Origin of the sequence: Maribacter litoralis (assembly GCF_003075045.1) — a bacterium.
In the GTDB taxonomy this organism is placed as follows: Bacteria; Bacteroidota; Bacteroidia; order Flavobacteriales; family Flavobacteriaceae; genus Maribacter; species Maribacter litoralis.
Genome location: NZ_QCZD01000006.1, coordinates 92,299 through 104,300 on the forward strand (window position 1 = coordinate 92,299; position 12,002 = coordinate 104,300).

The following is a 12,002-nucleotide window of genomic DNA, read 5'->3' on the forward strand; positions in this document are numbered from 1 at the left end:
GAGGTAAAAAAAATGGTCTATGTTTCATAGACCATTTTTTTTTGAATATTAATAAATTACTTATTCTTTTCAAGAAGTCTAAGATGAGAATCTATAACACCGTTCATGCTATAACCAGAAAGGGCATCTAACTCTTTTCCTTTATAATCCAATACTTTAAAAAGTGGAAACACTTTCTTTTTGTTCAGTTTGGTTAGTAAATCTTTATTGTGGGCCAATTGTTTTGCGCTTAAAAGGTCCTTGTTTCTAGGTACATCTATATATAACAATATGTAATTGTCAGATAGTTCTTGAAATTCATTTGTGTCAAATAAATCGGTCTTTAACATTTTACATGGAGGGCACCAATCACTACCTGTAAAATATACAAGTACATTTTTTTTCTGCTTTTTTGCTTTTGAAATAGCAGTTTCGTAATTCGTGATCCATTTAGAATCATTTACAGTTGTAATTTCCGCTTGGGCAGTAGCTAAAAACGGAATCATAAATAATAAAAAAAGATATTTCATGAATTTTATTTTAAATGTCAATTGCAAATAACCTGCCAATCTTACTTGAATAACGAATCCATTCCCGGAATATTGGGCATACCGTCTTTGGCAACAGCAGCCAATTCGGTTTCATTTACGTTCGTTGCGTTTTGTATGGCTTTGTTCAAGGTTAGTATTAAATAATCTTCTAGTTGCTCTTTATCTTCTAAAAGACTGTCATCTATTGCTATTTTTTTAATTTCTCTATTTGCAGTTATGGTTATCGAAACCAATTCGTCATTAGACTTTTCTTCAAGAGTAACTGTATTTAACCTTTTTTTGGTTTCTTCAACTTTTTTTTGGGTTTCTTTGAGTTTTCCCATCATACCCATCATATCTCCGAACATAGTTTTGTTTTTTAATTTTTTGGTAAAAATACTAAAAATAGGAGCATTTTAGTTTTTGGTCATATTAAAACGGGGGTCTATGAATTAGTCTTATTTTTGCCGTCTTATTTTATAATGAAGTTGGTATGAGTATTAAGCATCCGCCAAAGGCGAAAAAAATTCCTAAAGAATTAATTATTCATAATGATGTTAGAATAGACAATTACTATTGGCTTAACGACAAGGAAAATAATGAGGTATTAGCTTATCTTGAGGCAGAAAATAACTATTACGATGCTATAACAGCGCACACCAAGGATTTTCAAGAAGAATTATTTCAAGAAATGAAAGGTAGGATTAAGGAAGATGATTCTTCTGTGCCTTATAAATTGAATGATTACTGGTATAGTACCCGATATGTTATTGGAGGTGAATATCCCTTATACTCTAGATTCAAGCATGATTTGAGTGCTGAGGAGGAAATTATGTTCAATGGTAATGAAATGGCAAAGGGGCACGATTATTTTAATCTTGGTGGTATTGCCATTAGCCCTAATAATAAATTAGCCGCATATGGAGTAGATACTGTTTCTAGAAGGCAATATACCTTACAGATCAAAAACCTGGAAACGGGTGAAATCTTAGATGATAAAATAGAAAATACTACAGGTGGCGGTGTATGGGCAAATGATAATGAAACTTTGTTTTATACCCGTAAAGACCCTGTTACATTGAGGTCGGATAAAATTTATAAGCATAAATTAGGTACGCCTACTTCTGAAGATGTTTTAATTTTTCATGAACAAGATGATACCTTTAGCACGTTTATTTATAGAACCAAATCGAAGAAATTTTTGGTCATAGGATCGTTTAGCACCTTAACATCAGAATTTCAGATATTATCTACGGATAATCCTGATGGGGAGTTTGAAGTATTTTCTCCTAGAGAACGTGGTTTGGAATATACTATTTTCCATTATGCAGATAGTTTCTACATTCTTACCAATAAGGATAAGGCAGAGAATTTTAAGTTAATGCGCACTGCAGAAAATCAAACTTCATCAGAGCATTGGCAAGAATTTATACCACATCGTAAAGAAGTATTGCTAGAGGACGTTGATATTTTTAAGGAATATTATGTACTATCTGAGCGTGAAAACGGATTGAATAAAATTAGGATTGTGAGATGGGATGGCGCAGAGGAATACTATCTGCCTTTCCAAAGTGAAACGTATACCGCTTATGTAGGGAACAATCCTGATTTTGATACTGAAATACTAAGGTATTCCTATAATTCTATGTCGACGCCCAGTTCCGTAATAGATTTTAATATGCGAACGAAGGACAAAGTCATCAAAAAAGAACAAACGGTACTTGGTGGCTTGTTCAATAAAGAAAATTATACAGAAGTTCGTCTATGGGCTATCGCTAGAGATGGTGTAAAGATACCCATGTCGGTAGTGCATAGAAAAGATACGGAGTTAAATGAAGATACTCCCATATTACAATATGCATACGGGTCTTACGGTTCAACTATTGACCCGTACTTTTCTACTGTAAGGTTAAGCTTGCTAGACCGTGGTTTTGTGTTTGTTATTGCCCATATAAGAGGAGGCGAGTACCTTGGTCGTAATTGGTACGAAAACGGTAAATTATTACAAAAGAAAAATACTTTTACCGATTTTATAGATTGCTCCAAATTTTTGATTGAACAGAAAATGACCAGTGCCAAGCATTTGTATGCCATGGGCGGTTCTGCCGGTGGTTTGCTAATGGGGGCGGTTATAAACATGCAGCCGGATATTTATAATGGTGTTATAGCAGCCGTGCCATTTGTTGATGTGGTTACGACAATGTTAGATGATTCTATTCCTTTGACTACGGGTGAGTATGATGAATGGGGCAACCCTAATGATAAGGTGTATTATGAGTATATGAAATCATATTCCCCTTATGATAATGTGGTTGCACAAGAGTATCCGAACATGTTGGTGACAACAGGTTTACATGATTCGCAAGTGCAGTATTTTGAACCTGCAAAGTGGGTTGCCAAGTTGCGAGAGTTAAAGAAAGACGACCACCAATTACTATTGAATACTAATATGGATGCGGGTCATGGCGGTGCTTCAGGTAGATTTGAGTCGTTAAGGGAAGTTGCTAAAGAATATGCATTTCTTTTAGATTTAGAAGGAAAAATCACATAGTTGAAAAAAAATGGTACTTTTGCCTCATAAATTTTAAGAAATTTCTTTTAATAAAATAACTAAACATTGATATCCCCCTTATGAAAAATGAGATCAGGGCTTACAACAATATTTTAGAACTAGTTGGTAATACTCCATTAGTTAAGTTAAATAGAATAGCAGAAAATCTTACTGGTAATTTTTACGCCAAGGTAGAAGCGTTCAATCCGGGTCACTCTTCTAAAGATAGAATTGCGATTCATATTATTGAGCAGGCAGAAAAGGCAGGTATACTTACCGAAGGTAGTACTGTAATAGAAACAACTTCTGGAAACACTGGTTTTAGTATTGCAATGGCAAGTATCATAAAAGGGTACGATTGTATACTGGCGGTAAGTTCCAAGTCTTCTCCAGATAAAATAGACATGTTGCGCTCAATGGGTGCGAAAGTATATGTTTGTCCGGCTCACGTAAGTGCAGATGATCCTAGGTCATATTACGAAGTAGCTAAGAGATTACATAAAGAAACAAAAGGTTCCATATACATTAATCAGTATTTTAATAAACTGAATATGGAAGCGCACTATAAATCTACTGGTCCAGAGATTTGGGAGCAAACCGGTGGGCAAATAACACATTTGGTTGCTTGCAGTGGTACTGGAGGTACTATTTCTGGTACTGCTCGTTTTTTAAAAGAGCAAAACCCGAACATTAAAGTTATAGGTGTTGATGCTTTCGGTTCGGTATTAAAAAAGTATCATGAAACCGGTGAGCTAGATACTAATGAAATCTATCCATATAGAATAGAAGGTTTAGGTAAAAACTTAATTCCTGGTGCTACTGATTTTAGTACAATTGATGAATTTATAAAGGTTACCGATGCAGAAAGTGCCCATACGGCTAGAGAAATTTCAAGAACAGAAGGTATTTTTGTTGGGTATACTAGTGGTGCAGTTATGCAGGCTATTAAGCAATTAAATGAATTAAATACATTTGACAAGAACAGTAATGTTGTGTGTATTTTCCCTGATCACGGTTCTCGCTATATGAGTAAAATATATAGTGACCAGTGGATGGAAGATCAAGGTTTCTTGAATACCAATACTGTTGAAGAGACACAAGAAATACAATACGTAAAGTAAAAAGAAGCTCTTTAAAATTTATAAAAAGTGGGTCTTTGACCCACTTTTTTGCATAATAAATAATTTATGAATCTTTATCAATTTTTTTTACTTTTGCAGACAGATCCAAATTAAACAATGAAAGACTTATTTGATAGAATTTTAGCTAATAAAGGCCCTTTAGGTAAATGGGCTTCACAAGCAGAGGGGTACTTTGTTTTCCCTAAATTGGAAGGTCCTATTTCTAATAGAATGAAATTTCAAGGTAAAGATGTTATTACTTGGAGTATCAATGACTATTTAGGGTTAGCGAATCTTCCTGAGATTAAGAAGGTAGATGGAGAGGCTGCAGCTGAATATGGTTCTGCATACCCCATGGGTGCAAGAATGATGAGTGGGCATACAGAATTTCATGAGCAATTGGAGCGCGAATGTGCTGCCTTTGTACAAAAAGAAGCTTCTTACTTGCTGAATTTTGGTTACCAAGGCTTTATGTCTGTAATCGACGCTCTTGTAACCAAAGATGATATTATCGTTTATGATGTAGACTGTCATGCTTGTATTATTGATGGTGTACGTTTGCATATGGGCAAGCGTTTTACCTTCGTGCATAATAATGCAGAGAGCTTAGAAAAGAATTTGGAGCGTGCCACTAAATTGGCCGAGCAAACTGGGGGAGGTATTTTAGTGATATCCGAAGGTGTTTTTGGTATGCGTGGTGAGCAAGGTATCTTAAAGGAAATCGTTGCTTTAAAAGAAAAATTCAAGTTTAGATTATTGGTCGACGATGCACATGGTTTTGGAACTTTAGGTGAAACCGGTGGTGGTGCAGGGCAAGAGCAAGGTGTACAAGATGGTATAGACGTTTATTTAGCAACTTTTGCTAAGTCTATGGCCAGTATTGGTGCATTTGTAGCTGCAGACCAAGAAATCATTGATTATTTAAAATATAATTTACGTTCGCAAATGTTCGCTAAATCATTACCAATGGTTTATGTAAAGGGAGCATTAAAACGTTTGGATATGTTACGAACACAACCAGAGCTTAAAGCTAAACTTTGGGAAAACGTAAATGCATTACAAAACGGATTAAAAGAAAAAGGTTTCGATATTGGTACAACTACAAGTTGTGTTACACCGGTATATCTTAACGGTAGTATTCCAGAAGCAATGGCTTTAGTGAAGGATTTACGTGAAAATCACGGTATTTTCTGTTCTATCGTAGTGTATCCTGTAATACCGAAAGGATTGATTCTTTTACGTTTAATACCAACTGCTACGCATACGTTGCAAGATGTTGAAGAAACATTATCGGCATTTTCAGCTATTAGAGAGCGCTTGCAGAACGGTACTTATAAAAGATTGTCTGCTGCCGTTGCGGCTGCAATGGGCGAGTAGTCCAATTAAGTTATTCATAAAAAAAGCCCGGAACCAAATTTGGTTCCGGGCTTTTTTTGTTTTGTTAAAGTGGTCTTCTATATGTTCTTCTGCGTTTATAGACCACAGGGTCAAAATGTTTCCACATTTGTTTTATAGCAATGTTCTCTTCTAGCTCTGGAGTTCTGTAGCACATATCGATCCCTTTCTCTTTGAAGGTTTTGTAGTATTCGTTAAAAATGACCGCGGTAACGCCTTTATTTTGGTATTCAGGTAATATGCCTATCAAATAGAAAATAACGTCTTTACTATTTTTCTTGGCTTTTAATAAATGGTATAACCCGAACGGAAACAACTTACCTTTTGCTTTTTGCAAGGCTTCTGAAAATGAAGGCATAACAATGGCGAAGGCTACCAGTTTATCTTCCTTGTCCTTTATGAATTTTATATACTCGGGATTTATAAAACTTATATACTTCTTTTTAAAGTAAGCTTTTTGTATTTCGGTAATAGGTACAAAAGATGAAAGGTTGGCATAGGTTTCATTGAACAAGTCGAACATTTCATCTGCCAATGGCATTACTTCTTTGGTCTTGGTGAAATTAACTTCTTTAAGACCATATCTTCTTTTTACAAGGTCGTTCAGCTTTGTAAATAGTGCAGGGTCTGCATTACCTGCCGGAAACTTGTTTTCCATGTACTCTTTTTCCTTTACAAACCCAAGATTCTCATAATGATCTTTGTAATAAGGGTGATTGTACCAAGTAATCATAGTACCAATATGATCAAACCCTTCAACGAGTACACCAACTTTGTCCAAATTTGAAAAGCCAACCGGACCTTCCATATATTCTAACTGATGTTGTTTTCCTATTTCGGCAACTTTGTCTAAAAGAGCTTTTGATACCTCAGGATTGTCCACAAAATCAAACCAGCCAAAACGCATTTTCTTTACGTTCTGTTGATCAACCTCAAGGTGATTGACAATTGCGGCTACACGACCTACTATTTTGTCACCATCCATGGCAAGGAAAAACCATGCCTCTGCATCTTTAAAAACAGGGTTTTTTTCTTTATCGAAACTTTCAAGCTCGTCATTGATAATGGGTGGTACCCAATATTTGTTGTTTTTATATAACGAAAAAGGAAAAGTTACAAAACGCTTTAGGTCTTGCTTTGATTTGGCTTCATGTATCGTAATCATCGAACTTCTTTAGAAGTGTCAATATTAGTGATATTAATCTATATTCTAAAGTGGTTTAGACTGAAATATTGAAGTGAAAGATATAGTTTTAGAAGTCGATTTCGCTACTTTCTTTCTTTTTCTTTTTTTCTGCTTTCTTTAGTTTTTTCAGCTGTTTTTTAGTGGGACCAAGGTCAATGTCTTCCGCACCGCTGCCTTTTTTCTTTCTCTCCTTCTTTTTCTTTTTCATGGCTTTCTTATCTATGGCTCCACCATTTTGATCAGCTTCTTGATCTTCGATCGGTTTTAGGCTATCTTTATGAAAATCCATTCGGTAAGATCCACCAATACCAAAGAAAATACGAGTAGGTGTGTTTTTTAAACTAGCGCCCATATTAAAGTCCAGTTGAAGATTTTCTTTTAATAGATGGGCAATACCACCACGAATCAATAAATCTGAATAACGGTCGCTATCTATGCCTTGGTGCTCAACAAAAACACTCCATTTAGGATTTCTAAATGCGTGAGATAATGATATTGTATAACTTAATTCTGGGTCATCGGTACTTATACGGTCGTATGCCGTGTTTGTTATTAAAACAAACCTTGGTGTTAATCTACTTTGTGTAGCTATCATACCACGATAAGAAATTGTAGGTTCTCCAATGTAGAAAGGATTGTCTCCTAAAACAAAATTTGCACCTCCATATAAGGAAACTGCCGGTAATAAATTCTTGAATTGAAATTTGTGATTGGCTCGCCAGCTATACAAATTTGGTTTATTGGCTTCAGGATTCTTAAAGGGGTCATAGATTAAATATTTTAAGCCTATTCTATTTCTGGAAAAATCTCTTCGTTTACCTTCTAGGTCAAAGTTCAAAAAAGTGATTTTTTGACCCTGGAAAGTACCCTCGTAATTAAGTTCTAACGCCTCAAATAATAGTCCATATCGTAAAGAAATATCTGTGCCCCAAATATTCGATTCTGTATTTAAAAGTGTGTGATCTTTTTGCTCGTAAAACAATCCCATCTCGGCTTGTACTACATTTTTTCCTACGGCATAAGCGCTTACCGAAACACCTGGTCGGTTAGAATTTATTACATCGGTATACTGAGAATAACCGGTTAACGGAAATAATAAAAGTAAAGCCAATACGTATTGATATGATTTAGAGTAGGCAAAAAGACTATTCATGAACACGATTTTATATATATTTTAATAATATGATTCTACATATACAACGTGATAATTGTATTTTTGATATATATAAGCAGTAATAAATGGCTTTTTTAAAAACTATATTAATTATTCTTTTGGTGTATTACCTTCTAAAAATTTTAGCAAGGTTATTTGCGCCAAAAATTTTGAGTTACGCAGCAAAGAAAACAGAATCTCATTTTAGACAAGCTTTTGATAATCAACACCCATATAACGAACAAGAAGAAGAGAGTGTAATTATCAATAAAAAAACCACTCGAAAAAAGAAGGATTCGGAAAAAGTAGGTGAATACATTGATTTTGAAGAGCTAGACTAGTTATCTTTGTCTAAACACTACTTTTAGAAAATGAAGCAAGGTCTAAAATTCTTTTTCATCAATTTTTTTGTTGTCGTATTTTTCATCATCGCCGCCTTGGTTTACTTTAGTCCGGTTCTGCAGGGTAAGGTTATGTACCAGCACGATATTGCCCAATATACGGGTATGGCTAAGGAGCAGAATGATTTCCGCAAGGCCAACGATCAAGAACCATACTGGACCAATAGTGCATTTGGTGGTATGCCAACTTACCAATTAGGTGCCAATTATCCACATAACTACATTAAGAAATTAGATCGGTTAATTCGATTTTTACCAAGACCTGCAGATTATCTTTTTCTATATTTTATTGGCTTTTACATTTTATTATGCTGTTTAAAAGTAGATTATAGATTAGCCATTGTTGGTGCATTGGCTTTTGGTTTTTCTACCTATTTGATTATCATTTTAGGCGCTGGGCATAATGCCAAAGCTCATGCAATGGCGTACTTACCTATGCTTTTAGGTGGTATTGTTTTGGTGTTCAGAAAAAAATATCTCTGGGGATTTGTGTTGACCGCCTTGGCCATGGCTTTAGAAATTACGGCCAACCACTATCAAATGACCTATTACTTTATGTTGCTTGTTTTGGTGTTAGGAGTTGTCTATTTGGTGTATGCTATTAAGGATAAAAAATTAAAACACTTTTTTACTTCAGTAGGAATTTTGCTTGTCGCTGTAACCTTAGGTGTTGCCGCAAATGCAACGGGATTAATGGCAACAAAGGAATATGCCGACTGGAGTACACGTGGTAAAAGCGAACTGACCATAAACCCAGATGGTTCACTTAAAGAAGATACGGGCGGATTAAGTAAAGCCTATATTACCAATTGGAGTTACGGTATTGCCGAATCATTGAACTTATTTGTTCCACGTCTTTTTGGTGGTGCAAGTCAAGAGAATTTAGGAGAAAATTCAAAAACATATAATTACTTAATCGATAAAGGTTTGCAAAGGTCAAGTGCCTTGGATTTTGTTAGCGGATTACCTTTGTATTGGGGAGAACAGCCTGGCACCTCTGGACCTGCATATTTAGGAGCTGTCGTATTTTTCTTGTTTGTATTAGGGTTGTTTTTGGTAAAAGGAAAACACAAATGGTGGTTACTTTTCGGTTCTTTACTTTCCTTAATACTCTCTTGGGGTAAGAACTTTAGTGTTTTGACCGATTTTATGATAGATTACTTTCCGTTATACGATAAGTTTAGAGCGGTATCTTCCATACAGATCATTTTAGAACTTTGTGTGCCTGTTTTGGCTATTTTGGCTTTAAAGAAATTGTTTAAGGACAAGGTTCCACAAGCTGATAAAATTAAATCTTTAACCCTAGCGGCCGCTACTATTTTAGGGTTGGGAGTCGTGTTGTACATATTCAAGGGAGCCTTTCATTTTGTAGGTGCTGCCGATGATAATTTGAGAATGACAGGGTTGGAGGAATTACCAGAAATGCTTCGATTGGATCGTAAAAGTGTTTACACTAGCGATTTGTTACGTTCATTAGGTTTTGCATTAGGTACCGCATTGTTAATTTGGTTGTATTTGAAAGAGAAATTAAAAATGAATTTCTTGATTATTGCAATTGGAGTTCTAGTAGTGGTCGATTTGGTTGGGGTCGATTTACGATATGTAAACAATGACAACTTTGTATCTAAGCGTAAAATGCTAGAACCATTTCAAGAAACAACAGCAGATAAAATTATTGCAAAAGATGACGGTGTTTTCCGTGTTTTTGATCAAACAGACGGTTTTGATTCCGCAAAAACGGCTTATTTCCATCAAAGTATAACAGGGTATCACGCAGCAAAACCTGCAGGTATGCAAGACTTGTTTAATTTTCATGTGTACAAAGGCAATTTGTCTGTCTTGAACATGATGAACATCAAATACGTTATCAGGCAAGATCAAGAAGGAAATGTCTTTCCGATTGAAAACCCTAATGCAAATGGTAATGCTTGGTTTATTTCTCAATTAGAACCTGTGGCTAATGCCGATGATGAAATAATGGCTTTAGATAGTTTAGATACTAAGAATGTAGCCGTTGTTAATTCTTCTAAGTTTTCTGATATTTATCCATTGACTTATCAAGTAGATTCTACGGCTTCAATCTCTTTAATTGATTACGAACCCAATCATTTAACGTATATGTCTAAAAATAGCAATGAAGGAGTAGCTGTTTTTTCAGAGATGTATTACAAAAATGGATGGAATGCTTATATCGACGGAAAAGAAAGTGATTACTTCAAAGTTGATTATGTATTAAGGGCATTAAAAATTCCTTCAGGAGAACATAAAATTGAATTTAAATTTGAACCAGAAGTAGTGGCTACAGGAAGTAAAATTACTTTGGCAAGTACCATTTTGCTAGGGTTGGTAATCGTTGGTGGCTTAGGTTTTACCTTTTGGAGGTCGAAAAAAGAAGAGGAAGCATAATGAGGAAGGTGCTGGTCATTACCTATTATTGGCCACCCGCTGGCGGACCGGGAGTACAACGTTGGCTCAAATTTGTAAAATATCTCAAAGATTTTGGTGTTGAACCCGTTCTTTATATCCCTGAGAACCCACATTACCCAATGCTAGATGAGTCCTTCGCTAACGATGTGCCAAAAGATATAAAGATTTATAAGCATAGAATAAAGGAGCCGTACCGTATTGCATCACTTTTTTCAAGTAAGAAAACCAAAAGTATAAGCTCGGGAATTATTCAATCTAAAAATCAGTCTTTCATTGAAAAAATTCTGTTGTGGGTACGTGGTAATTTGTTTATACCAGATGCTAGAAAATTTTGGGTAAAGCCATCGGTCAATTACCTTAAAGATGTTTTGGATAAAGAGGGAATCGATACTATTATTACTACAGGTCCTCCACATAGCGTGCATTTAATTGGGTATTATTTGAAGCAATCAATGACTTTAAATTGGCTTGCCGATTTTCGTGATCCATGGACCACAATTGGTTATCATAAAAAGTTGAAACTTACCACATCTGCTGAAAAAAAACATAAGAAATTAGAGGCAGATGTTTTAAATGCGGCCAATAAAATTATTGTTACTAGTAATACAACAAAAGAAGGATTTAAACGGATAACAAACAAACCCATTCAAGTGATTACAAATGGGTTTGATGGTGAAGTGGTTAATGCAAAACAGTTAGATTCAAGGTTCACTATTTCTCATATTGGCTCATTATTAAGTGGTAGAAACCCTATTAAATTGTGGGAGGTCTTGGCCGAGTTGGTTCAGGAAAATCAAGATTTTAAAAAAGCTTTAATGTTGCAGTTTATTGGGGTGGTCAGTGATGAGATACTGGCAACAATAACAGAAGTAGGATTACAGGACTATATAGAAGTAGTAGGCTATGTCTCTCATCAAAAAGCTTTGGAATATCAGAAAGCATCACAAGTTTTATTGTTGGTGGAAATAGATTCACAGGATACTATTGGAATTATACCTGGTAAACTATTTGAATATATGGCGGCTAAGCGACCCTTATTGGGTGTGGGACCACGAGATTGGGAGGTTGCAGGCATTGTAAAGGAAACAAATACTGGCTCAATATTTAACCATTCTGACGATATTGCTTTAAAAAATGTACTTTTAAGTTGGTTTGAAAATTACCGGAAAGGAGAATTGATGATAACTTCTAGCAATATTGAGCAATATAGTAGAAGGGAACTCACCAGAAAATTGGCCGAATATATTTAATGGGTATCG

At 35.3% G+C, this 12,002-nt stretch carries 10 protein-coding genes; 6 read left to right on the forward strand and 4 right to left on the reverse strand.

All coding sequences use genetic code 11. The features are described 5' to 3' along the window. Nucleotides 1-56 precede the first annotated feature (56 nt). Together DCS95_RS18215 and DCS95_RS18220 are read right to left on the reverse strand one after the other, a co-directional pair. Nucleotides 57-509, reverse strand: coding sequence for a thioredoxin family protein (locus DCS95_RS18215; protein ID WP_116772229.1), 453 nt, complete (start codon nucleotides 507-509; stop codon nucleotides 57-59). 41 nt (nucleotides 510-550) lie between these two features. After that, the gene (locus DCS95_RS18220; protein ID WP_116772230.1) at nucleotides 551-877 is read right to left on the reverse strand and encodes a YbaB/EbfC family nucleoid-associated protein; all 327 of its coding nucleotides are present in this window, start codon (nucleotides 875-877) and stop codon (nucleotides 551-553) included. 125 nt (nucleotides 878-1,002) lie between these two features. On the opposite strand from DCS95_RS18220, the gene DCS95_RS18225 reads away from it, so the two are divergent. The 3 genes from DCS95_RS18225 to capB all read left to right on the forward strand — a co-directional run bounded on the left by DCS95_RS18225 (nucleotide 1,003) and on the right by capB (nucleotide 5,558). Further along, entirely contained in the window at nucleotides 1,003-3,060 is a 2,058-nt protein-coding gene (locus tag DCS95_RS18225) for a S9 family peptidase (protein ID WP_116772231.1), read from the forward strand. 80 nt (nucleotides 3,061-3,140) lie between these two features. Further along, the gene (gene capA, locus DCS95_RS18230) at nucleotides 3,141-4,181 is read left to right on the forward strand and encodes a cysteate synthase (protein WP_116772232.1); all 1,041 of its coding nucleotides are present in this window, start codon (nucleotides 3,141-3,143) and stop codon (nucleotides 4,179-4,181) included. Between the two features lie 117 nt (nucleotides 4,182-4,298). Continuing rightward, the gene (gene capB / locus DCS95_RS18235; protein ID WP_116772233.1) at nucleotides 4,299-5,558 is read left to right on the forward strand and encodes a cysteate-C-fatty acyltransferase; all 1,260 of its coding nucleotides are present in this window, start codon (nucleotides 4,299-4,301) and stop codon (nucleotides 5,556-5,558) included. Between the two features lie 64 nt (nucleotides 5,559-5,622). Here capB and DCS95_RS18240 read toward each other — a convergent pair whose 3' ends face one another. After that, complete coding sequence (locus tag DCS95_RS18240; protein ID WP_116772234.1) at nucleotides 5,623-6,741, reverse strand: GTP cyclohydrolase; 1,119 nt, start codon at nucleotides 6,739-6,741, stop codon at nucleotides 5,623-5,625. A gap of 88 nt (nucleotides 6,742-6,829) precedes the next feature. Further along, a complete protein-coding gene (locus DCS95_RS18245; RefSeq protein WP_116772235.1) occupies nucleotides 6,830-7,915 on the reverse strand; it encodes a transporter in 1,086 nt (361 codons plus the stop codon). Between the two features lie 86 nt (nucleotides 7,916-8,001). Between DCS95_RS18245 and DCS95_RS18250 the strand changes: the two genes are divergently transcribed. From DCS95_RS18250 to DCS95_RS18260, 3 genes are read left to right on the forward strand one after another with little or no spacing between them, the layout of a single operon-like run. Further along, on the forward strand, nucleotides 8,002-8,256 hold the full coding sequence (locus DCS95_RS18250; RefSeq protein ID WP_116772236.1) for a DUF4834 family protein: 255 nt from the start codon (nucleotides 8,002-8,004) through the stop codon (nucleotides 8,254-8,256). 30 nt (nucleotides 8,257-8,286) lie between these two features. Next, a complete protein-coding gene (locus DCS95_RS18255) occupies nucleotides 8,287-10,722 on the forward strand; it encodes a YfhO family protein (protein ID WP_116772237.1) in 2,436 nt (811 codons plus the stop codon). Next, nucleotides 10,722-11,993 (forward strand): glycosyltransferase family protein, encoded by a 1,272-nt coding sequence (locus DCS95_RS18260; protein WP_116772238.1) that lies wholly within the window; start codon nucleotides 10,722-10,724, stop codon nucleotides 11,991-11,993. The genes DCS95_RS18255 and DCS95_RS18260 overlap by 1 nt, the downstream gene beginning before the upstream one ends. Nucleotides 11,994-12,002 lie beyond the last annotated feature (9 nt).

Coding starts and splice junctions, on each gene's coding strand:
- DCS95_RS18215 (WP_116772229.1), bottom strand. CDS start 509: ATGAAATATCTTTTTTTATTATTTATGATTCCGTTTTTAGCTACTGCC.
- DCS95_RS18220 (WP_116772230.1), bottom strand. CDS start 877: ATGTTCGGAGATATGATGGGTATGATGGGAAAACTCAAAGAAACCCAA.
- DCS95_RS18225 (WP_116772231.1), top strand. CDS start 1,003: ATGAGTATTAAGCATCCGCCAAAGGCGAAAAAAATTCCTAAAGAATTA.
- capA (WP_116772232.1), top strand. CDS start 3,141: ATGAAAAATGAGATCAGGGCTTACAACAATATTTTAGAACTAGTTGGT.
- capB (WP_116772233.1), top strand. CDS start 4,299: ATGAAAGACTTATTTGATAGAATTTTAGCTAATAAAGGCCCTTTAGGT.
- DCS95_RS18240 (WP_116772234.1), bottom strand. CDS start 6,741: ATGATTACGATACATGAAGCCAAATCAAAGCAAGACCTAAAGCGTTTT.
- DCS95_RS18245 (WP_116772235.1), bottom strand. CDS start 7,915: ATGAATAGTCTTTTTGCCTACTCTAAATCATATCAATACGTATTGGCT.
- DCS95_RS18250 (WP_116772236.1), top strand. CDS start 8,002: ATGGCTTTTTTAAAAACTATATTAATTATTCTTTTGGTGTATTACCTT.
- DCS95_RS18255 (WP_116772237.1), top strand. CDS start 8,287: ATGAAGCAAGGTCTAAAATTCTTTTTCATCAATTTTTTTGTTGTCGTA.
- DCS95_RS18260 (WP_116772238.1), top strand. CDS start 10,722: ATGAGGAAGGTGCTGGTCATTACCTATTATTGGCCACCCGCTGGCGGA.